Annotated in this window: 16 protein-coding genes; 5 read left to right on the plus strand and 11 right to left on the minus strand. The window is 56.7% G+C overall.

What is annotated here, in order from left to right:
• Window positions 1-29: 29 nt before the first annotated feature.
• Window positions 30-1,661, minus strand: a complete 1,632-nt coding sequence (gene pgi / locus ABWH92_RS03070) for a glucose-6-phosphate isomerase (RefSeq protein ID WP_375572038.1) — start codon at window positions 1,659-1,661, stop codon at window positions 30-32.
• 226 nt (window positions 1,662-1,887) lie between these two features.
• Here pgi and ABWH92_RS03075 point away from each other — a divergent pair, with 226 nt between their 5' ends.
• The gene (locus ABWH92_RS03075; RefSeq protein ID WP_375572040.1) at window positions 1,888-5,649 is read left to right on the plus strand and encodes an EAL domain-containing protein; all 3,762 of its coding nucleotides are present in this window, start codon (window positions 1,888-1,890) and stop codon (window positions 5,647-5,649) included.
• Here the strand turns inward: ABWH92_RS03075 and ABWH92_RS03080 are convergent.
• Complete coding sequence (locus ABWH92_RS03080) at window positions 5,611-6,588, minus strand: PfkB family carbohydrate kinase (RefSeq protein ID WP_375572042.1); 978 nt, start codon at window positions 6,586-6,588, stop codon at window positions 5,611-5,613. The two genes, ABWH92_RS03075 and ABWH92_RS03080, sit on opposite strands and share 39 nt — an antisense overlap.
• Before the next feature lie 160 nt (window positions 6,589-6,748).
• Between ABWH92_RS03080 and ABWH92_RS03085 the strand changes: the two genes are divergently transcribed.
• Together ABWH92_RS03085 and ABWH92_RS03090 are read left to right on the plus strand one after the other, a co-directional pair.
• A complete protein-coding gene (locus ABWH92_RS03085) occupies window positions 6,749-7,423 on the plus strand; it encodes a DsbA family oxidoreductase (protein WP_375572044.1) in 675 nt (224 codons plus the stop codon).
• A gap of 86 nt (window positions 7,424-7,509) precedes the next feature.
• Window positions 7,510-9,555: a M3 family metallopeptidase gene (locus ABWH92_RS03090; RefSeq protein WP_375572046.1), complete on the plus strand. Its 2,046-nt coding sequence runs from the start codon at window positions 7,510-7,512 to the stop codon at window positions 9,553-9,555.
• A gap of 12 nt (window positions 9,556-9,567) precedes the next feature.
• On the opposite strand, the gene ABWH92_RS03095 is transcribed toward ABWH92_RS03090, so the two are convergent.
• Together ABWH92_RS03095 and ABWH92_RS03100 are read right to left on the minus strand one after the other, a co-directional pair.
• Window positions 9,568-10,500, minus strand: a complete 933-nt coding sequence (locus ABWH92_RS03095; RefSeq protein WP_375572048.1) for an AEC family transporter — start codon at window positions 10,498-10,500, stop codon at window positions 9,568-9,570.
• 97 nt (window positions 10,501-10,597) lie between these two features.
• Window positions 10,598-11,188 (minus strand): hypothetical protein, encoded by a 591-nt coding sequence (locus ABWH92_RS03100; RefSeq protein WP_375572050.1) that lies wholly within the window; start codon window positions 11,186-11,188, stop codon window positions 10,598-10,600.
• 301 nt (window positions 11,189-11,489) lie between these two features.
• Here ABWH92_RS03100 and ABWH92_RS03105 point away from each other — a divergent pair, with 301 nt between their 5' ends.
• On the plus strand, window positions 11,490-13,154 hold the full coding sequence (locus tag ABWH92_RS03105) for an alpha-glucosidase (RefSeq protein WP_375572052.1): 1,665 nt from the start codon (window positions 11,490-11,492) through the stop codon (window positions 13,152-13,154).
• Window positions 13,155-13,177: 23 nt separating this feature from the next.
• Here ABWH92_RS03105 and ABWH92_RS03110 read toward each other — a convergent pair whose 3' ends face one another.
• From ABWH92_RS03110 to ABWH92_RS03130, 5 genes are all read right to left on the minus strand, one after another.
• Window positions 13,178-14,971, minus strand: a complete 1,794-nt coding sequence (locus ABWH92_RS03110) for an ABC transporter ATP-binding protein (RefSeq protein WP_375572054.1) — start codon at window positions 14,969-14,971, stop codon at window positions 13,178-13,180.
• 91 nt (window positions 14,972-15,062) lie between these two features.
• The gene (locus ABWH92_RS03115; RefSeq protein WP_375572056.1) at window positions 15,063-16,166 is read right to left on the minus strand and encodes an ABC transporter ATP-binding protein; all 1,104 of its coding nucleotides are present in this window, start codon (window positions 16,164-16,166) and stop codon (window positions 15,063-15,065) included.
• A gap of 79 nt (window positions 16,167-16,245) precedes the next feature.
• Entirely contained in the window at window positions 16,246-17,397 is a 1,152-nt protein-coding gene (locus ABWH92_RS03120; protein ID WP_375572058.1) for a carbohydrate ABC transporter permease, read from the minus strand.
• Window positions 17,397-18,629 (minus strand): carbohydrate ABC transporter permease, encoded by a 1,233-nt coding sequence (locus ABWH92_RS03125; protein ID WP_375572060.1) that lies wholly within the window; start codon window positions 18,627-18,629, stop codon window positions 17,397-17,399. The genes ABWH92_RS03120 and ABWH92_RS03125 overlap by 1 nt, the downstream gene beginning before the upstream one ends.
• 98 nt (window positions 18,630-18,727) lie before the next feature.
• Window positions 18,728-20,086, minus strand: coding sequence for an ABC transporter substrate-binding protein (locus tag ABWH92_RS03130; protein ID WP_375572062.1), 1,359 nt, complete (start codon window positions 20,084-20,086; stop codon window positions 18,728-18,730).
• 288 nt (window positions 20,087-20,374) lie between these two features.
• On the opposite strand from ABWH92_RS03130, the gene ABWH92_RS03135 reads away from it, so the two are divergent.
• Window positions 20,375-21,697 (plus strand): GH1 family beta-glucosidase, encoded by a 1,323-nt coding sequence (locus tag ABWH92_RS03135; protein ID WP_375572064.1) that lies wholly within the window; start codon window positions 20,375-20,377, stop codon window positions 21,695-21,697.
• 9 nt (window positions 21,698-21,706) lie between these two features.
• On the opposite strand, the gene ABWH92_RS03140 is transcribed toward ABWH92_RS03135, so the two are convergent.
• Complete coding sequence (locus ABWH92_RS03140) at window positions 21,707-22,372, minus strand: outer membrane protein (RefSeq protein WP_375572066.1); 666 nt, start codon at window positions 22,370-22,372, stop codon at window positions 21,707-21,709.
• 148 nt (window positions 22,373-22,520) lie between these two features.
• Window positions 22,521-23,177 carry an outer membrane protein gene (locus ABWH92_RS03145; RefSeq protein WP_375572067.1) on the minus strand — a complete coding sequence of 219 codons (657 nt, stop codon included), beginning with the start codon at window positions 23,175-23,177 and terminating at the stop codon, window positions 22,521-22,523.
• Between the last annotated feature and the right edge of the window lie 81 nt (window positions 23,178-23,258).

Below are 23,258 nucleotides of genomic sequence, written 5' to 3' on the forward strand. Positions count from 1 at the left end.
CTTTATTTTGGGTTTCTTGGCTCAAGGCTTCACTCTTCCTTTTGCAGCAGCGCTTCGATCAAACCGCGCGTTGAAGGATCGAACGCGGCGGCAAGGCGTGGATCAGCAAGCGCTGGCGTGATCTGTTTGGCCAATTGTTTGCCCAGTTCAACGCCCCATTGGTCGAAGGCGTTGATGTCCCAAAGCACGCTCTCCACGAAGACCTTATGCTCATAGAGCGCAATCAGCTTGCCCAATGTTTCGGGGTCAAGCTGATCATAGACGATCGTTGTCGAGGGTCGATCGCCAGGGAAAGTGCGATGAGGTGCGAGGCGCTCAATCTCATCCAGCGCGATGCCCTCATGAGCCATCTCTGCCCGTGTTTCCTCGAGCGTCCGGCCAAGAGCAAGCGCACGTGTCTGCGCCAAAGCGTTGGCCATCAGATGGGTATGATGCACGCCTGCGCGGCCAGAAACGGCCTCACCAACGACGCGCCTGCCAATCAAGACATCCAGGGCAACGACATCGTGGCCTTGGTGACAGAGTTGGAAGAAGGAATGCTGAGCATTGGTACCGGGCTCACCGAACACCATCATGCCCGTCGCATCCTGGGCGGGGCTTCCATCCATCCGCACACTCTTACCGTTGGACTCCATGTCCATCTGCTGCAAATAAGCTGGGAACCGAGCTAGACGCTCCTCGTAGGGAATGACCGCGTGGCCGACCAGTGCGAGCGCGTTGCGCCGCCAAATGCCGATCAGCGCGAGGATAACCGGCATATTGTCTGCAAGCGGTGCGTCGGCAAAATGCGCGTCCATTGCGTGCGCCCCAGCCAAAAACGCCTCAAAACGTTCTGCGCCGATGGCCAAGGCCAGCGGTAGTCCAATCGCTGACCAAAGCGAATAACGCCCACCGACATAGTCCCAAAAACCAAAGACGCGATCACTCTGAATGCCAAAGGCTGCTGTGGCGTCCGCGTTGGTAGACAGGGCAGCAAGATGCTGGCCGACCTGACCTTCGCCGAGAGTTTCAGCCAACCATGCGCGAGCGGTCTGCGCGTTGGTCAAGGTTTCAAGCGTTGTGAATGTTTTGGATGCCACCAGAACCAGAGTGCGCCTTGGATCAAGACCGTCCAACACATCAATGGCGTGAGCACCATCGACATTGGAGAGAAAATGCATCGACGGGCCGTCACAGAAAGGCGCCAAGGCCCGCACCGCCATAACAGGCCCAAGATCCGACCCACCGATGCCGATGTTGACCACGTGTTCAAACGGCGCGCCATCACTGGCTGCGATGGCGCCGGCGCGGATGTCATCGGCGAAGCGCAGAAAGCGCGTTTTCTCAAGCGCAATCTCTTGCAGAGCCTGCGTTGGCGCCCAATTGCCTCCGCGCAGCGCGGTATGCAGAACAGCTCGGCCTTCCGTGCCATTGATCAGGTCACCGCGCAGCATAGCATCGCGCGCATTCTCCACCCCTCGTTCACGCGCCAGGTGAAGCAAACTCTCCCAGGCAACTGCATCGAGCTTTTCTTTTGACCAGTCGAGCAATAGCCCACAGCCGGTGCGACTGAAGCGCTCGAACCGCTCAGGATCGGCACTCAAAAGGTCGCGCAAATGGGCTACGCGCATCCGGTCCGCGTGTGGTTTTAGTTGGGCGGTGAGAGAAGACTGTTCAGGCATGAAGCAAGCAAAGCTCATTGATCAACATTGGCCAAGGCGTGTTTGCATGAGAGTAAGATGAGAGCAAGCAGCACAGCAGGCAACACTTCACAATTGCGAACATTCGTTCGAAAATTTTCGGCTTGCTGATGACGTTGCGTAAACCTATGAAATCGCCCGTTTTTCCTCCAACGTTCACCAGTCCCTAAGACTTCTATGGAATGGGTGTTGGGCTGATGGAGGATGCTTGACCGATACGCTTGTTTCGCTGGTGCGGCAATTGGGGCCACGAGACCATCTCCGCTTCCCGGAGTTGGCACGCATCAGTGCGACTATTGAAGCCTATGCAGAGAGCGCACCACCAAAGCTCGAAGCCTTTCTAGAAGCCCTCGGTGACCAAGCTGATCAGGTAACGATCGCCTTTGAGCGCGATGATGGTAACTACCAGTACCGCCACTTCGGCTCGCGTTTGGCCGACGATGCTGGTTTCGATATGACCGGCAAGTCCACTGCAGACTTCGACACTATCACGCGCAATCATATCGAGCGCAGTTTTCAGGCCACCCAGGAAAGCGGCATTGCTCTGAGCACTGTGATGGAGGCTGCACCTGGCTCGGCGGTGAACAGTTGGCAGCGGGTGGTGTATCCGATTGACCTCGACAGTGGGCCTCACATGCTCACCATGGTCAAGCCGTTGTACAAGGCGCTCGATACCATCCACGCGCGACGTGACGATGTCGCGGTGTGTGTGGTGCCCTTGCGTGCCGCGGAAGCCAAGAATGGCTACGCTCTGGCAACGCGCGAGCCGATAGATCGGTACCTTGATGCTCCAGATATTTCACTCATAGAAACCTTTGTTGAATTGGTCATTACCCCTGAGAAGACGCCATCCGTTGGGACGTTGATTGCAACGCAATCACTTGAAATCATTGACAAATATGGCGAGGCGCTCTGTGTTATTCTCGACATTGTCCATGGATTTACCGCGCCGTTTTTGGTCATCCTCAACGCGACAGCGTCCACGCAAACCAATGAACAGCTGCGCTCAACAACGCACCTATTGAAAGCAAGTTTTGAGCTGGGCCGCCTGGGGTCCTGGATCAACTCCGGTCGCGGCGATGGCAGGTTCCGCATCGCGCCCGAGCTGGCCACCATGATGGGTGTCGCCATCGGTCGCGATGGCCTCGTCGATCTGAAAGAGTTGCGCCAGCACTACGACGAAGAGCTGCGGCAAAAAACGGAAAAGGCAGTGGAAGCCTGCTGGCAAGATGGAACCAGCTACGTTGTCGAGGGCGGCATGACACGCAGCGATGGGCAGCACCTTCAGGTGCGCATCTCTGGCAGCCCAATGCGTGATGAGGCTGGGCGTGTCATCAGCCTGTTTGGCTTGGTTCAAGATATCTCCGCTGAACAAGCAGCACGCGAGCAACTGCGCGAAAGCGAAGAACGGTTCCGCGATTTTGCCGCCTCAGCCAGCGACTGGTGCTGGGAGACAGACGAACAGCATCGGTTCGTTGAGTTCACCAACAGCACAGATCCTGCAAGCCAAAACCTGCAAGCCAACTATGTTGGCAAAACCCGCCTCGACTTGAATGTGGTCGAGGAAGACCGTCCGATCATCGAAGCTCACTTTGAAGATCTGAAGGCCCGTCGCCCCTTCAGTGAACTGGTCTACCGGATGAACTCCGAAGAAGAAGATGGGGGCGTTTACAGTCTGCAAATTGCGGGCAAACCGCGTTTTGCCGCCGATGGAACCTTTCTTGGCTATCGCGGGATTGCGCGCAACATCACAGACAAAGTGGAATCGGAAAACGAGAACCGCGAGAACCAGCTCGCACTCAAAACGGCTCAGTCCATTGCAAAACTCGGTCACTGGGTAACTGATCTTAACAGCAGGTCCACCCGTTGGTCAGACGGGCTCGTTGCGCTGTTGGGTTTTGAATGTGAGCAGGCGCGCGCAACCGAAGCCCAACAAGCCAACGCGCGTCCCGATGAAGACTGCACCTTCCAAATGCCATCTTGGCGCGAGCTGCTGGCGCGTATTCACAGGTCTGATCGGATCACGTTCAACGATTGCCTGCGTCGCGCCGCCGCTGGCGTGACGGTTGAGCCCTTGGATATTCGCTATTTCCTACCAGGTGCCCGTGACGCCCGGCACTTCCGCATCATGATGCGCTTGAAGGAAGCAACAACCAGTCACGGGGCCCAGCTGATGGGCGTGGCGCAGGATGTCAGCGACCTCAAACGAGCGCAGAACGAGCTTGAAAAGCGCAGCGCAACTCTGTGCGAGGCCCAAGAAATGGGCGGCATCGGCGATTGGCAGTTTGATTTGGCGACCAAAGAAGTGACGTGGTCACGTCATCTCTACACCATTCTCGGGCTCGACCCGGATCACTTCGTTCCCAGTTCAAAAGCGTTTCTGTCTCTTTGTGCGAACGAGGATCGCGAGGCGATACGCGCCGAACACACCGCCGCGTTGGAAGGCAAGCCATCATCCAGCATTGATGTTCAGGCTCGCCGCGGCGATGGAACGTTTGGCTACTACACGATGATGACCAAGCCGCTGTTTGACGAGCAAGGCACCATCACAGGCTTGTTTGGCACACTTCAGGACATCACCGACCGAAAGCATTCCGAAAAGCAGCTGCGCAACCTCGCGTTTTTCGACCCGCTAACAGGCCTTGCCAACCGGGCGCTCTTTTCGCGCGAGCTGCGTGATGTGATGTATGGCGTGCAAACATCGGGCGGCTCAGCGGCTCTGTTGTTGTTGGACCTGGACCATTTCAAAGAGGTCAATGACACGCTCGGCCATGCGGCTGGCGATGAGCTTTTGCGCACCATTGCGCGCATCGTCAAAGAGCATGTTGATGACCGTGGTTTTGTTGCCCGCTTGGGCGGCGATGAGTTCGCCGTTATCATCCGCGATTACTACAGCGTTGAGTGTTTGGAGCGATTTGCCAATTCCATCATCGATAGAATGACTGGCATTTTGAAGCTGGAACGCGGTGAGGTCATGACCGGAACCAGTCTTGGCATCGCGCTGATCCCACAAGATGGTGGCGATGCGGAGCAGGCGCTTCGAAATGCTGATTTGGCGCTCTACATGGCCAAAGATGAGGGTCGCGGTAAGGCATTGTTTTTCACGCCTGATATGAGCCATTCGGTTCAGGCCCGCCTTAACCTTGCACGTGATCTGCGTCTGGCCATCAACAACAATGACCTTGAAACGCGCTATCAAGGTCAGGTCCATCTAACCACAGGCAGGGTTGCAGGTTTTGAAACCTTGGTGCGCTGGAAGCATCCCACACGGGGCTACATTTCGCCTGCCGAGTTCATTCCCGTCGCCGAAAGCTCCAGCCTCATCTGCGATATTGGCTTGTGGGTTCTACGTGATGCTTGCCAGACCGGTAAGGCATGGTTGGATGCTGGAGAACCCGAGCGCATGATCTCGGTGAATGTCTCAGCCGCTCAAATCTGGCAATCAGACTTTGAGGATGATGTGATCGCCATCATCAAGGAAACCGGGTACCCACCACGACTGCTCTGCTTGGAGCTGACCGAGAGCGTCTTCGCCGATCATGGCGAAGGGCGTGTGCGTAAGGCTCTAGCTCGCTTCAAGGAAGCCGGAATTCGCTTAGCTGTTGATGATTTTGGAACCGGCTATTCATCCCTTGGCTATCTCAATGATTTGCCCTTTGACGAGCTCAAGATCGACCGCTGCTTTATCGCCGGTGTGCACCAGGCCCCTGAAAAAGCACGATTGCTGCAAGGTATTATCGCACTCGGACGCGGCTTGGGCATGAGCGTGATCGGTGAAGGCGCGGAGGACGATGGCGAAATTGCCCTTCTACGCGCGTATGGCTGCGACTTTGTGCAAGGCTTTGCCTACATGCGCCCGGAGGTTGCTGACGAAGCTCTGCGGTGTGCTGAGCAGTTGGAGTTCAGCTTGGCTGAGGCATCCGCCAACACATTACCAGTTGCTCGCGAACCGCTGAAACAAACCGGTTGAGATAGCTGCTTCCAACGCATCGGCTTGCGGAATGACCGGCCCCTGCTGGGCGCAAATGCGCGCTGCCACCGCAACCGCCGCCTCCGCGATTTCCACCAAAGCCTGAAACGAGAGATCACGCTGGCGGATGGCCTTGGCATTTGCGGCGCGTGAGGCCCAGGCGATCAACGTCGTCTGGAACGAGTTCCCCGCACCAACGGTATCGACCACATCTACTTTAGGCGCGACAACCATCTCTGACGCCTCGCCCATGAACACAATCACACCCTCATGGCCAAGCGTGAGAAAAACCGGTGCACCGCTGATCATGGTGAGATCACGTGCATAGGAGCGTGGATCAGTGCCGGGTTCCAGAAAGGCAATGTCTTCATCAGACAGCTTGATGATGTCAGCTCGCCGGTAAAGCGGCTCCAGACGCGCACGCCAAATGTCGACGCTCGGCTCAACCATAGGGCGAACATTGGGATCGAGCGTTAGCAGGCTGGTTTGCGGCAGCTTGGCAACCAGGTTTGCAAGCGTGTCAGCCAAAGGCGGCATCGCCAGACTATACGATCCCACATGCAGCAGATCAGGCATCTGTGGCAAAGCCGACAGATCATCCAACGTGATGTCAACATCAGCGGTTGATTGGCCGTAATAGCTGTAGGTCGGCTGGCCATCTTCGGCGAGCGCGATCATCATCAACGGGACAAGATTGGCTTTGCGAACGATGGCCTCAGAGCGTACGCCGGAATCGACCAAAATCTTTGCCTGCCGATCACCCAACTGACCCTCAGCGATGCCGCCAAAGAACAATGGCGCAAACCCCAGGCGACCAAGCCCGCAGGCAACATTGAACGGTGAACCACCGGTCACGGCATCGAGACCGATCTGCGCGTCTTGCGCGGCTCCCATTTTGGGGAACACATCGTAAAGCGCCTCGCCAGCAATGGTGATCAAAGACTTGTCTCCTTACGCCAGGTGCTCGCCTGGTTGGCAGCCCTTCTAACCTTCGCAGGACGGAGTGCAAGAGCCTCATTGATGCCATGCTGCCGACGGGTGGGCTTTTGCCGGGGGCACCGTTAGGGTCGGGTCCAAAGATTCCCAGGAGTTTATAGTGATGTCCCCCTCGCACACGCTGTCGATTGTTTCAGATTTTGTTTGTCCCTGGTGTTTTATCGGCAAGGCACGACTGGATGCCGCGCTGGAGCATATGGCCGCCGAAGAGCGACCACAGGTGCGTTACTTGCCGTTCAAGCTCAACCCAACAATGCCCGAGGAGGGCATGGCGCGAGTTGACTATCGCAAACAGAAATTTGGGTCGCTTGAACACTCCAATGAACTGGATGCCCAAGTGCGCCAAGCCGCAGAAGACAGTGGCATTGCGATCCATCACGACAAGATGGAACGCACGCCCAACACGATCAAGGCGCACATGGTGATGGCCATGGCCTCAAGCCTGAAGAGTGGCGAGGGCGACGCTTCGCTGGCATTGGCCAACCTGTTGTTCAAAGCCTACTTCGTTGATGGCAAGGACATAGGCGAAGAAAACGTGTTGGTGGATCTTGCCGAAGAGGCCGGCCTGCCACGTGACGTGGCCGTGGCGGCGCTGAATGATCAAGAGTTGCGCTCAGCCACCAACAATCTTGCTGATGGGTTGGCTGGACAGGGCGTGAGCGGCGTACCAACTTTGCTGCTCGATCAACACTTTTTGATTTCCGGTGCCGTACCCACCGATGATCTGGTGCGTATTATCCCCGAAGCGATCGGAATTGTGGAGAAGGCGGCTGGGTAGCTGCCCGTCCGGAAGGTGTTTCACGCTCTTGTTTCAAACACCTGGCGGCCCACATCGCTAACAACGTTCAGCACCACGAGGCCGTCATGACCAGCAATCCGTTTCTTCAAACGTGGAAGACCCCGTTTGAGGTTCCACCTTTCAACGACATCACACCGGACCATATCGGTCCAGCACTTGATCGTGCGTTTGAAGGCCATTTGGCAGAGATCGAGACCATTGCTGCCAACACCGATCCGGTGACATTTGAAAACACCATCGATGCGCTAGAACTGGCTGGTTCTCTGCTGACCAAAACGGCCTCGGTTTTTTACAACCTGGCGGGCTCAGACACGAACGATGCCCTGCAAGCGTTGGAACGTGATCTTGCGCCGAAAATGGCCAAGCACAGCCAAGCGGTCAGTCTGCATGAGGGGCTTTTTTCCCGGATCGAAGCGTTGTGGGCGATCAAGGATACGCTGGACCTTACCTCCGAGCAGGCACGCGTTCTTGATCTTACCCGCAAGGGCTTTGTGCGCGCAGGCGCGTTGCTGGAAGGTGACGCCCGAGAGCGGATCAAAGAGATCGGACAGCGGCTTGCCGTGCTCGCCACCCAGTTCTCCCAAAACGTGCTGGCGGACGAACAGGTCGAAGCACTGCACCTAACGGACGAAGCCGATCTGGCAGGGCTTGCGCCTTCGCTGGTGGCGGCTGCGGCAGAGGCTGCCAAAGAGCGTGACAAGCAAGGCTGGGTGATCACGTTGTCGCGCTCGCTCATCGAGCCCTTCCTTATTCAATCAACGCGCCGTGACCTGCGCGAGGCAGCCTTTGGCCAATGGACCTCACGCGGAGAGCGTGGCGGTGAGACCGACAACCGGGCCATCGCCGAAGAGACGCTTCAGCTGCGCCAGGAACGGGCGAAGCTTCTAGGCTATGAAACCTATGCCCACTACAAGCTTGAAAATGAGATGGCCAAAGATCCATCGGCTGTGCGCAAACTGCTGACTGACGTTTGGGCACCAGCCCGTGAGATGGCGCTCGCAGATCAGGCCAAATTGGAAGCTCTGGCTGCCAGCGAAGGTGCCAACATCAAACTGGAAGCTTGGGATTGGCGTCACTATAGCGAGAAACGCCGCCAATCGGAGTTCGCGATCTCAGATGATGAGGTGAAACCCTATTTCACGCTGGATGCGATGATCGATGCAGCTTTCGCGACTGCCAACAGGCTTTTTGGGCTGTCCTTCAAGCAACGCGATGACATTCCGGTCTACCATCCTGACGTGCGTGCTTTTGAAGTGCTTGGTCCCTCAGGAGAGCATATGGCCGTGTTTCTGGGCGACTATTATGGCCGCATGTCTAAGCGCTCGGGCGCCTGGATGAGCGCGTTTCGCGGGCAACGGAAACTTGGTGAGGATGTACGTCCGATCATCGTCAACGTGATGAACTTTGCCAAACCTCCCAAAGGCGAGGCAGCGCTTTTGACGCTTGATGATGTCCGCACACTGTTTCATGAGTTCGGTCATGCGCTGCACGGCATGCTGTCTGATGTCACCTATCCTTCGGTGGCAGGAACATCAGTGGCGCGCGATTTTGTTGAGTTGCCCTCGCAGCTTTATGAGCACTGGCTGATGGTGCCTGACATTCTGCGCACCCATGCGCGCCATGCACAGACTGGCGCGGTGATCCCCGATGATTTGATCGACCGACTGACGGCTGCCTCGAAATATGATCAGGGATTTGCGACGGTGGAGTATGTTGCTTCTGCCATGGTTGACCTCGACATGCATGACGGTACCACTGACGGGACAAGCGATCTGTTGGCGGCCGAAGCGCAAACACTGGAGCGGATCGGTATCCCAAGTGCGATCACGATGCGGCACCGTTCACCGCATTTTCAGCACATCTTTTCCGGTGGCAGCTATGCCTCTGGCTACTACAGCTACCTCTGGTCTGAGGTGATGGATGCCGATGCCTTTGCCGCCTTCAAAGAGGCTGGTTCGCCGTTCGACGCTGATGTAGCTGCCAAGCTGAAAACACATATCTATTCGGCCGGCGGCGCAACTGATCCTGCCGCGCTCTACACCGCCTTCCGTGGGCGCATGCCCACCGTGGATGCTTTGCTTGCCAAGCGTGGTCTCGACAAAGCAGCCTAGTATGCTGGCGGCCTAAAGCAGGTACGGCCAGAGGACGAACCATAGCGTGACCGTTGCTGCTGAAAGCACAGTACCAACGGTCACGCTTTGAGCCATGAGCGGTGCATTGCCGCCCAACTGCCGCGCCAAGATGTAAGAGGACGTTGCACCCGGCACGATGGTGGCAATAAGCCCAAGCGCGGCCAGGTCTCGCGGCAGTCCTGCCAGATAAGCCACCAGCAAAAAAAGCGCTGGTAGCGCCACCAACTTGATGATGCTCGAAGAGGCAATCGCAAACAGCGAGCCCTTGCCGGAGATCGGACGCAGGCCTGCGCCCACTGCAAACAGACCCAAAGCAATGGCGGCCGTGCCAAACCACCCGAATGCGGTGTCAACGGGTCCTGGCCAATCGATTCCCAAGGGATTGACCGCAAGACCAGCCGCGCAGGCCAGAATCAAGGGGTTGGTTGCCAACGCGCGCACGAGCGAGGGTGCTTCAACCCCTTCCTCTGGTGCGCCATAGCGGGCGAGGATGGAGACGCACAGTATGTTGATGGTGATGATCATCAGAGCCATCGGCACGGTGATCTGCTGCACCCCCGTCGCGCCATAGACCGCAAAAGCCAGAGCCAGAACGATGTAACTGTTGAAGCGATTGGCGCCTTGGAAAGCGCTGGTCGCCGATGGCCCATCCAGGCTTGAGCGGGTGTAGAAAACCCATGTGATGGCGCCAACCAGCAAATGGGTGCCGGCAAGCAACAGGGCCAGCGTCCACACTGATGGATCATCAAAGCTTGCAGTGGAAAGATTGGAGAACAGGAGCGTAGGAAAGAACACCACATAGGTCACGCGCTCCACCCCCGCGACATGCGTATCGGACACGAGGCCGACACGCCGAACGAGGAAGGCAAGCGCAATCACCAACATGACAGGGAAGAGGGCCGAACCGACCACAGAGGTAGACATGGCTCCGCCCTAACCGATGCGCCGGACAAGCGCAAATGCGCGCGTGTTAGGGGTGTGCTTAGGCCTGTACGATCAAGTGTGCATGCAAGGTGTTGTGTCAGCGCTTGACCTGCCTGACCCGACGGGTAAGGCCGATCAAAAAGAGAGGCACGAGGAAGCGCGCGCTGCTCACCCATGCCTTCAACCGCTCCACATTGGTACGTGTCCGGGTGGGATGGCTGGAGTCGTTAAGCAGCAGCATTGGCTTGCCCAGACCAGCCAATGCCATGGCTGTTTTGGCGTCAAGGTTCACACCCACAGCGCTTTGCGCATCTTGCCAAACGTTGAGATCGGAAGCTTGATCGCCAACAAAAACAAACCCTTGTGGGAACAAATCTGTCAAACGCCGTGCTTTGGCGGCGTCCTTCATGCCGTGCAGCCCATTGAGAGCCAAGACCTCGCTAGCAAAAGCAAAGCGCTTCATCACGCGACCGGCAACCTGTCGGTGCGAAGCTGTTACCAGCAACACGCGGCGTCCGCGGCTGGCCTCACGCTTGGCCAGCTCGACCAAACGACCAGACTGCAAAAGCCCAAAATCCAGGTCGATCACTAGCGGTTGATTGAGCGGCGCAGCATGCACTGAGTTGCCATCATGCAAGGTATCGTTGGCGGCCTGATAGCCCAGAGATGCGCTTTCAAGGGTGACCATCTAAGTCTTGTCCCGGTCAGACTGGTTGATCGGCACCCTGCCATTGTCTCGGCGAGGATTTGCCTGACATGTACGGTTAAGATTGCCCTAATGGGCGATAGGGTTTCCCTCCTGTTTTCTGAATGATTCAAACTGTCCGTAACAATGATTGGGTGGGTTCGACCAATAGCCTATGTGAACATTTCGGAAGCGCTACCGGAAACCCTTTGACAGGGGGTTCAGCTTGACGCAGGTTTCAACGCCAAAAGGCCACATCAGCGCTCTGCTGTACCAATCAGATACCTTCAAATTGGATCAACCAATGTTCGTTTCACCTCTCTCATCCAGCACCCATACCCGTCGTCAGCTTGGTGGCGATCCTGATTGGTGGCGCGGTGGTGTCATCTACCAGATTTATCCGCGCTCCTATCTGGACGTGAATGCAGATGGCATTGGTGATCTGTCGGGCATTACGTCTCGGCTGGACTACATCAAGAGCCTGAATGTCGATGCGATCTGGATCTCACCGTTCTTCGTCTCGCCAATGGACGACTATGGCTACGACGTGGCCGACTACAAAAATGTCGATCCCATGTTCGGTTCGCTGGAAGACTTTGATGCGCTTCTGTCCGCCGCGCACGACCGTGAGATTCGCGTGCTCATCGATCTGGTGATCTCGCACACCTCCGACCGTCATCCCTGGTTCCGTGAAAGCCGGGTGGATCAAAACAATTCCAAGGCTGATTGGTACGTGTGGGCTGATGCGAAGCCAGATGGCACACCGCCCAACAATTGGCTCTCGATCTTTGGTGGCTCAGCCTGGGAGTGGGATTCCCGGCGGCGGCAATATTATCTGCACAATTTCCTGACCAGCCAGCCAGACCTCAACTTCCACAACCCGATTGTGCAAGCCGCCGTGCTCGATGCCGCACGCTTCTGGTTGGAGCGTGGTGTGGATGGTTTCCGCCTGGATACGGTGAACATGTATTTCCATGACGCCGAGTTGCGGGACAATCCCGCCATTGAGCCTGGCATGAAAGTCAACGGCATTCCCGAGCAGAACCCGTATGGACTGCAGCAACCCATCTACAACATCACACGCCCGGATAATCTGGCGTTCTTGGAGCAGTTGCGCGCGCTGATGGATGAATACCCAGCCACCACCACCGTTGGTGAGGTGGGCGCGGTGCTCGATATGTATTCCACGTTGGCCGACTATACCGAGGCTGGCAAACGCCTGCACATGGCCTACTCGTTCGACTTTTTGGATCGCGATTTTTCAGCTGATTTTATTCGCCAGGTGGCTGAGCGGATGGAAAACAACCGTGATAGCTGGGCAAGTTGGGCCTTCTCCAACCACGACGTGGAGCGTGTGCTGTCGCGCTGGCAACTGGGCGCAGATGCTGACCGCGCGGCGCCTTTGTTGATTGCCCTGCTTTCCTCCTTGAAAGGCACGCCCTGCATTTATCAGGGCGAAGAGCTTGGCCTCACTGAGGCGATTGTTCCCTTTGAAAAGCTCAAAGACCCCTATGGCATTCGCTTTTGGCCAGAGTTTAAGGGCCGCGATGGCTGCCGAACGCCAATGCCTTGGAATCCCGCCGCCGCCAATGGTGGCTTCTCTGAAGGCACGCCTTGGTTGCCGGTGCCACCTGAGCATGTGGCGCGGGCTGTCTCGGTTCAAGAAGCTGATGACCGCATGCCACTGCGTCATGTTCGCCGGTTCTTGGGTTGGCGACGGGAGCAGATGGCGTTGCGCCGCGGCTCAGTAAAGTTTCACGATACACAAGGCGATGTGGTCGCCTTTACCCGAGACTATGAAGGCGAGCGCCTTTTGTGTGTTTTCAATCTTGGCACGTCGCCCGGCAGTTTCGCCACCGGCGGGTTTGGCCCCATCAGCCCATTGGGCGGGCACGGGTTTGGCGGCAAGCTGGAAGGCATGGGGATCGCTCTTGATCCGCTGGATGCATTCTACGCCACCTACGATTGATCCGGCATCGACAGGCTGACCTCCTAGGCGGTCAGCTTTTCGGTGCCAAACTGAAGTTCGTAGAGTTTGGAATAAAGGCCACCCTCGGCAACCAACTCATCGTGGGTGCCTTTTTCAACGGCCCTGCCGCCATCCATGGTGATGATCTGGTCAGCATCACGCACGGTGGACAGGCGGTGGGCAATGACCAGTGTTGTGCGCCCGTCTGACAGCCTCGCCAGAGTTGCCTGGATCGCATCTTCAGAATGAGCATCCAACGCGGATGTTGGCTCATCGAGCAAAAGAATAGGAGCATCGCGCAGAAATGCGCGGGCAATGGCGATGCGTTGGCGCTGACCGCCAGATAGCAGCGACCCAAGCTCACCCACGGGCGTCTCATAACCTTGCGGCAGCGCGGTGATGAAGGTGTGCGCTTCGGCCCGTCGTGCCGCCTCCTCGATATCGCTCTGATTGGTACCGCTTATGCCAGCGCGGATGTTGTCGGCAACTGTGCCGTCGAACAGATAGGCGTCTTGGCCGACATAGGCCATGGTTGCGCGCAGCGAGGCGGTTGAAAGGGATGTCAGATCCTGGTCGTCGACGAGGATGCGCCCGCCATCTGGATCCCAGAACCGCAGCACCATCGCCATGACAGTTGACTTGCCTGCGCCAGACGCACCGACAAGCGCTGTGGTTTTACCTGCCGGGGCGGTGAAGCTAAGCCCTTGCAGAACCGCATCACCACCTGGGTGATATCCAAAACTCACATCCTCAAAGGCGATATCGCCTTTATCAAAGACAAAGGCCTCGCCGCTGCCTGCTTCTCGTTTGGATGGCGGTCGATCGAGGAAGCCATACATCATACGCACACCGACCAAGCCTGCCTCCAGCGGCACACGCAGGTTTGCCAGCTTGCGGGCGGGTTCATAAGCGAGCAGCAAGGCCGTTACGAAGGAAAAGAACTCGCCAGGCGACTGGCCCTGTTCGATCACGCGATAGCCGCCGTAAAAAATAACAATCGCCACTGCGATGCCGCCTATCGTCTCAACCAACGGCACAGGACGGGCCTGATAGATCGCTATCTTGTCGGCGGTCTTTCGCAGATCATCGATTGTGTCGCCGATACGATCGCCCAGCTCGTCTTCCATGCGGAAGGCTTTGACGATGCGAAACCCTTGTGCCGTTTCGCGCACATAGTTGCCAATCTCCGCAGTTAGCGAGACTTGACGCTTGGCGATACGGCGCACACGTCCCATCATTTTTTCGATCAGGAAGGCCATCACCGGCAGCCCCACGATCATGGACAGCGACATAACCGGGTCCTGAATGATCATCACGATCAAAAGGCCTATAAGAGAGAGCACATCGCGGCCTGCGCCAGTGACGATTAGGTGCAAAACCTGGCGCGCCGCGTTGGCGTTGTTGGCAAAAACGGCGGCAATTTCAGCCGATGGCTGGCCTTGTACGAAGCCGACATCCTCTTCAAGCAGGCGCTTGAACATGCGGTTCTGCACATTGGCGACGATAGAGTTTCCGATCCTGGCCATGATGACCATCTGGAAATACATGGAGGCGCCCTTGGCGAGGTAGATCACCACCACAGCTGATCCAATGATGATCAGCCATTCCCGCGAACGGTTGATGAAAACCTCGTTGATGAGGTCGCGCATCATGTAGGCTGTCAGCGCAGTCGCAGCTGCCGCCACCGCCATAAAGAAAAAGGCCAACGCATAGCGGCCGATATACTGCCGCCCGGTGTCCAGAAGCAGCCGTTGCAGCACTTTCTGGCCATCGTCGGAGGCTACCGAGAGGCGCGTGTTGGGAGCGGAAGAACTCATCCCGCTCCGATTAGGGCCACTGGCCGCTTAGCGCAAGTTTGCTTTGGTCAAACAGTGTATCAGAGCGTGGCGCGATAAAGCGGCCAGGCGCCTACTTGTAGAGGAAGCTGTCACCAGCGGCGTCGAAGAGATGCATCTTATCTGCTGCGCCAGTGAGGTTCAGCGTCTCGCCTTTCTTCACATGGGCAATGCCAGGAATTTTGGCGATATAGGATGGTTCACCCTGCGCTGCGGGCTTCAAGTAAACCACCGTCACTTCACCAAGCTTCTCAGTGTAGAGCGCTGTACCGGAGTAAATGACGGGGTCGCCATCACCAGCAACCACGAAATCCTCAGGACGAATGCCGAAGGATACGCTGTCGCCCGGCGAAGCATCCTTAGACGCCATCGGCAGCGTAACCTCCTCACCATGATCGAGCTTGATCGTGGTGCTGTCGCCGCCACTGACCACTTTTGCGCTCATCAAGTTCATTTTTGGCGAACCAATGAACTGGGCCACAAACGTGTTCTTGGGTTTCTCGTACAGCTCGAGAGGTGTGCCGACCTGACCAATGGTGTGGGTGACGTTGTTGAGCACCACAATACGTGTCGCCAAGGTCATGGCTTCAACCTGATCGTGCGTCACGTAGATCATGGTTGAGTTGGGCATGTCTTCTTTGAGCTGCGCGATCTCAATACGGGTATCGACACGCAGCGCTGCGTCGAGGTTGGAGAGCGGCTCATCGAAGAGATAGACCTTTGGGTCGCGAACAATCGACCGGCCAATCGCAACACGCTGGCGTTGACCACCGGACAAAGCTTTTGGCAGGCGCTCTAGGTACTCGCCAAGCTGCAAGATGTTGGCAGCCTTTTGAACGCGCTGATCGATTTCATCCTTGGGCATTTTGGCAAGGTTCAGCGCAAACGCCATATTGTCGTAAACGGTCATGTGCGGGTAGAGCGCGTAGGATTGGAACACCATCGCGATGCCGCGCTTGGATGGCGGCACTTCGTTCATGCGCTCACCATCGATATGGAAATCACCGCTGGTGATGCTTTCCAAACCCGCGATCATCCGCAGCAGCGTGGACTTGCCGCAACCTGACGGCCCAACAAAGACGATCAGTTCGCCTGTCTTGATATCAAGGTCGATGTTTTTGAGGACTTCCACCTTGCCATAGGATTTGGCGACGTCCTTTAGGAGCAGCGATGCCATTATACTCTTCCCCCTGAAACTTTCTTATCTTTTGTTGCGTCCGCGCCCAGTGAGCGCGCGTTTGACGTCTCGCCGATCATCATTTGACCGAACCGGCGAGAAGTCCGCGTACGAGGTATTTCTGCATCGCAAAGAACACCACAAGCGGGACGGCGATACTGACGAAAGCGGCGGTTGCCAGAATTTCCCAATTGCCGCCACGGGTGCCCAGCAACTCCACGATCTGATTGGTCATCACCGTGGTTTCACCGGTCGCATCGATCAGGAACACCTTAGCGACGAGAAGATCGTTCCAGGTCCACAGGAACTGGAAGATGGCGAAGCTGGCGAGTGCCGGGAAGGACAGCGGCAGAATGATCTTGGTGAAGATCTGGAAGTCTGTCGCGCCATCGACCTTGGCATTCTCAATGATGTCCTTGGGCAGGCCGACCATATAGTTGCGTAAGAGATAGATCGCGAGCGGTAAGCCGAAGCCGGTATGGGCTAACCACGTCCCGAGGTATCCCTTGCCGATGCCGATCTCCAGATGGAGGCGCAGCAGCGGAATAAGCGCCAGTTGCAGCGGCACCACGAGCAGCGCGACGACCATCGCGATAAGAAGCGCGCGGCCAGGAAAATCCATCCATGCCAGGGCGTAGGCCGCAAAAGCTGCCACCACGATGGGAATGATGGTGGCTGGAATGGTGACGGTCAGCGTGTTGAAGAACGCCTTGGCCATCGAGTTGGTGCTATCACCGGACAGGAGGACCTGTTCGTAGTTGTCGAGCGTGAAGTCGGGCGGGGCGGTGACGGTCGCAAAGAGGCGTTGGCCGCGGCCAGAAATTTGGTCATCATTGCCTTGCCAAACATAGTCACCGTTCGCCTCTAGCGAAATCGTCTCGCCGTCACCAAGATCGGCCGTGTCACCAGCTTGGTAAGCATCAATGGCGCGCGAAGACGTGCCCCAGACACTGACAGTGCTTTCTGACGCTTCGCCGAACACGTTGCCGGACACCACGAACATGGTGCCATCGGCGACCCGGTTTTCATCAGGGTCTGCGGCGCGATAGACCTCGTTCTGTTCGGCAGCGGTGAGCGAGGCCCACCAACCGGAACTGTTGATTTGGTCAACCGTGCGGAAGGACGAAACAAGCAGCCCGACCGTCGGAAAGATCCACAAAAGGACGAGCGCAATCGTTGAGAGCTGAACCGCCCATGTGAGGCTTGACTTGGTTCCTGCAATAGCGGCCATCAGCGCATCTCCTTGCGGGCGTTGTAGACGTTCCAGATAAGGATTGGGCTGACGAGAAGCATGATGATGATGGCACTCGCCGAGCCGACGCCCCAATCATTGGCGCGGAACAGCTTGTCGAACATGTAGTTGGCAAGAACCTGCGTCTCCCACTGACCGTTGGTCATGGCAAACACGATGTCGAAGATTTTCAAGACAACCAGTGTGATGGTCGTCCAGACCACAACGATGGTGCCCATGATCTGCGGTACTTTGATCTTGAAGAAAACTTCAAACGGGTTTGCACCATCCACGATGGCCGCTTCGATGGTTTCCTCCGGGATCCCGCGAAGGGCAGCTGACAGGATGACCATGGCAAACCCGGTCTGAATCCAGATCAGCACGATCATTAGGAAGAAGTTATTGAAGAACGGAATGGTCAGCCATTGCTGCGGCTCTCCATAGGGCAACTCCGCCCCGAACAAGGCGAGCGTTGAACGCAGTGCTAGGAAGGCCAAATAGAGACCGCCGACCACGAAGATGAGGCGCAGCAATTGCATTAAGATGCCGCCAGTCTTCCCGCCATCAAAATAGGGCTTCACCAGAATGTAGGCCACGTAGAGACACAGGCCTGCAAAGCAAAGAAGGATGATCGCTGGCAGGACCGTCAACATGATGAAGCTGCCTGAGCCGCCTTCGAACTGCAGCCAAACGGCGTTGAGTACACCGATCTGCGCCTGCTCTTCGGGGCGTGCAACATAGATGAGGCGGAAGATCACAGCTGCACCGACAAAGGAAATCGCCATCGGCATAAAGATGAGCGACTTGGCAATGTTGCCCCAAGCCAGACGGTCGGTCAGCTGCGCTGCCAGCAATCCAAAAGCGGTCGAGAAGGCAGGAACGACGAGAAGCCAGAGGAAGTTGTTGGTCAACGCCTCCCAAAATTTCGGCTCGCTCATCATTTGCTGATAGTTGGCAAGGCCGACAAAGGCGCCGCCGGCATCTCGATCTGTCAGAGACAGACGAAGCGTTTCAACAACCGGATAGGCGAGGTAAAGGCCGAGCGCAAAAATCGCCGGAAACAGAAACAACCAAGGCCGAACCATGTTGGCGCGCGAAATGTTGCGCCCCGCATTCTTGCCCGTTGCCGGGAAGATGACTCTGTCCAGAAATTGGTTGGAGAAATAGAAGTAAGCGACACAACCACCCACCCCTACGATGATCGTGATCAGACCCTGTATGGCCGGATTCATGGCTCCCCCTCCCCGATGTTTTTGGTTTTTATGGGGGCTGCCCAGCGACGGTTGATGCCGCCGGGCAGTCCTAATGCTTGGTCATATGAGGCGGTTGCTTACTGCAGCGCTTCCCAAGATGCCTGTATTTCAGCGGCAACAGCTTCCGCGTCATCGCCACCTGCATAGTCCACCATGCCGGTCCAGAACGATCCAGCACCGACGCCGCCTGGCATCAGGTCAGAGCCGTCAAACCGGAAGGTGGTGGCGTTCAACAGAATGTCGCCCAGCGCACGGCGCGTGTCGGACACATACACATCAGAGTTGACGCCGGTGTGCGGCGTCAGGAACCCGCCGCCTTCCTGAGCCATGAACACTTCATGGGCGATCGGCGTTTGAAGGAAGTCGATGAGGGCATGAGCACCTGGACTGTCGTTGGTGATGGCAAACAAGGTGCCAGCACCCAGAACAGGGCTTCCAAGATCCTGCGACTCATAGGCCGGGAAATAGAAGAAGTCGGCATCAACACCCACTTCAGTCCCTTCTGGGAAGAAGGCCGGAATAAAGCTTGCCTGCTTGTGCAGGTAGCATTGCGGTGGAGAGTCAAACAGACCTCCTGGCGCGTCGCGGAAGTCGGTGGATGCAACGGCGCCAGCGCCACCAGCAACATAGTCATCGTTGCGGGCGAAATAGCCGAACTCCTCAATGGCGGCGACGATACGCTCGTCATTGAAAGGTATCTCGTTGGTGACCCACTGATCGTAGACTTCTGGTGCCTGGGTGCGCAGAAGCATGTCTTCTACCCAGTCGGTGGCCGGCCAACCTGTGGCACCACCTGAACCCAGACCGATGCACCAAGGCGTCTCGCCATCAGCGACAATCTGGTCGGTGAGTTCTTTGAGTTCTTCCATCGTGGTCGGGATTTCGTAGCCAGCATCCTCGAAGTTCTCCGGCAGATACCAGACCAGCGACTTGACGTCTGCTTTGTAGGGAAAGGCGTAAAAGTTGCTGTTGCCGTCTGGATCATCATAAGAACCGAGATCAACCCAAGACTGGCCAGCTGCATAGTTTTCGGCCATCCAAGAGGCCGTGTCTTCGCCAAGCGGCGTTAGAAAACCGCGGGCTGCCATGTCGGATGCCAGACCTGGCTGCGGGAACACGGCGACATTCGGAGCAGAACCGGCTTCGGCGTCGACCATGATCTGCTGCTCGAAGCTGTCTGAGCCAACGTAACGCACATCAGCACCGGATGCAGCCGCGAAATAAGCCAGCACAGATTCAATGGCCTCCTGATCTGGCCCAAGCCATGGTCCGAAGACTGTGACCTGCTCTCCGGACAAATCCGTCGCCGCCGCGAAAGTCTCGTAGCTCGACCAGCTAAAATCGCCGGTGCCCGGCTCAAACAGCAGGTCTTGCGCGCTCGCTGTGGTGGCACCCATTACGGACAAGGCTACGCCTGCCAGAAGCAGTTTTTTCATTGGTCTCTCCCTTTGGGCCGGTTCTGATGACCGGCTAAAAATCGTCCTGCGAAAGATCACTGAAAGCGCTTCCGCTACGGATATGCGCACACAACCGCTCCTTCTTGCTTCTGTCAAGCCAATTGCGCGAAACAAAAGCGGTTCGATCCATGCCATTTGTCCGAGATCAGGCCGATTTCCAAAACGGTTTCAAGTGGAAGTGTGGGATAGACTTGGTTTTTCTTGCGTTTCCATCAGTCCCGCCCTATGGGCGGCAAACATCGTTCATCCCAGCATGTGAGGTTGCTCATGACATTCGCTCATCGCCGCGCTGATTTCCCTGCTGACTTTCTGTTTGCAACGGCGACGTCCGCCTATCAGATCGAAGGCCACAGCTTTGGTGGTGCCGGTCAGACGCATTGGGACACGTTTGCAGCAACACCTGGCAATGTGGTGCGCGGCGAGAACGGCGCTGTTGCCTGCGACCATTATCATCGCTGGACCGATGATCTCGATCTGATTGCTGGCGCAAATCTGGATGCTTATCGCTTTTCAACCAGCTGGGCGCGGGTGATGCCCGATGGGGTCACGCCCAACCCAGATGGTCTTGATTTCTACGACCGGCTTGTCGACGGCATGCTGGAGCGCGGCATCAAGCCGATGGCCACGCTCTACCACTGGGAGCTGCCATCTGCGCTGGCTGATCTTGGTGGCTGGCGCAATCGCGATATTGCTGACCGGTTTGCTGATTTTGCCACCTGTATCATGGGCAAGATCGGTGATCGTGTGCATCGCACCGCGCCCATCAATGAACCGTGGTGCGTTGCTTGGCTCTCCCACTTTATGGGCCATCACGCACCAGGCTTGCGCGATATCCGGGCTGCAGCGCGAGTGATGCATCATGTTATGCTTGCTCACGGCAAAGCCACACAAGCAATGCGCGCGCTGGGCATGACAGGGCTTGGCGCTGTCATGAACCATGAATATGCCGAACCGGCCGATAGCTCCGAAAGGTCAAAGGAGCTCGCGCAGCTCTATGACGGTATCTACAATCGCTGGTTCCTCGGTGGCATCCTCCGAAAAGCTTACCCAGAGGACGTGCTGAAGCACCTAAGCCCGCATATGCCCGAAGGCTGGCAGGATGATTTTGACACCATCGCCCAGCCACTCGACTGGGTTGGGATCAATTACTACACGCGCAAACTGATTGGGCCGGATGGCTCAGACCAGTTTCCGTTCCTAGAAGAGCGTGAAGGGCCGCTGGAAAAAACGGCAATGGATTGGGAGATTTATCCAGACGGTCTGCTGCACTTCATCCGCCACACGGCAAGCTACACCGATTTGCCGATTTATGTGACCGAAAACGGCTTGGCATCCTACGACGTGCTCAAAGACGGTGCGGTGCAAGACGAGCAGCGTATCCGCTATCTTTCAGAGCATCTTGCACGGGTGAAACAGGCGCTCGCCGAAGGCATTGATGTGCGCGGGTACACCGTGTGGTCGCTACTGGACAATTATGAGTGGGCACTGGGCTACGAGAAGCGTTTCGGCCTGGTCCATGTGGATTTCGAAACGCTTGCTCGCACGCCCAAAGCCAGTTGGCACACGCTGAAGGATGCGCTGGCGAAGTAGGTTTGAACGCTAGTATCTGAAAGACAGTCTGGCGCGCAGAACATCCTGGCTGTGCTCGCTTTGGAAGGATGCGCCCAGAGTGAGATCTTCCTTCGAAAAGTCGTAGCGCAAAAACTCGCCACCCAATGCGAGGTGGCGGGTGAGACCCCACTCGACGCCTGCACCGAGCACATGGCCGTAGCGCGTATCTGTGGCGCTTGCTGTTGCCGAGACGGTCTCGACACCAGCGACCGCCAGTCCACCAGTTCCGTAGACCACTAGATGTCCAAACGCGTAACCGACACGACCGCGTACCGACGCAGTCCAGGGCATGGAGATTTCCAATGATGTCGCCCGAACCCGTGGTCGGGTGAAATTGGTCAGCGACGCATCACCCTCAACACCGAGTACAATGTTGCTCATTTGCAGTGATCCGCCAGCGTGCACACCGCCCAAGAAGCTTTGCTCGTCTTCCAGAAGGCCATCCACATTGTCCCAACTGTCTACAAAGCCAAGACCAGCATGCACACCAGCGTAGAACCCGGTCCAGCGTGGTGGCTCGTCATAAACGACACGCGGTTGCGCAGCCCCCTGTTGGGGCGCTGCCTGTTGGTAAGTGATGGGATCAGCGGCGAGTGCTGGCGTAGACAGACAGGCTGTTGAAGCCAGCGCAAGCGAAAGAAGTGAACGATACAAGGTAGACGGCCCCACGGCTAAGCTGCGCACGACGCGCAGCAAGAGCCGGTGATAAAGCCTCATTCACCTTGATGGACCGTTCAAAGCGCGGAAAAGCGCCCGTGCCGTAACGAAACAAGGTCGGGTTACAGAACACGCTTAGATGATGCTAGAACGCGTAGGACACCCGCAGCCGGAAGGCATCGAAATTGCCTTGAGACCGCACCCTGGTGGTGGCAAATTGATATGGTTCTTCACCCAGTTGATAGCGCAAATACTCAGCGCCGATTGCCCAGTCTTGCGAGACAAAAAACTCAACGCCCGCGCCCAGAACGTAACCTTTGTGAATATTGTCGTCGCTGGAGCCGTTGGTGTTCGAGATCGCCTCAGCGTGAGCCAAAGCGCCACCACCGGTTGCGTAAAACATCACTTGGTCAAAGGCATACCCAACCCGGGCCCTGGCAGATCCAATCCAATCAGCTTTTACATCGGCAAAAGGGTTGTCTAGATCTTCATCAACATTGATTGCCGAGACATCGGCTTCCAGTCCGAATACGAAACTGCCAACCTGATAGTTGAAGCCGACGTGAGCACCGCCGATAGGTGTCCGATAGTTTTCGCCATCAAGGCCGTCTGAACCTTGCGTATCCAGAAGTCCAAAACCACCGTGCAAGCCGGCATAGAAACCGGTCCAGAGACTATCCTCATAAGCTATGACATCTGGTGCTACACTGTAGTCTACTGCACCAAGATCGGCTGCATATGCGGTTGTCGCTAGCAACGGAGCCGTGATAAAACCTATGGTTGCAAAGATATTCTTTTTCATCGAATCGCCCCAAGCTTTACGTTCGATTTCCGAACGTTTCTATCGGCGATTTGACGTTATTAACCTTAATATTGTGTGATT

Origin of the sequence: Ahrensia marina, from assembly GCF_042140245.1 — a bacterium.
GTDB lineage: Bacteria > Pseudomonadota > Alphaproteobacteria > Rhizobiales > MH13 > MH13.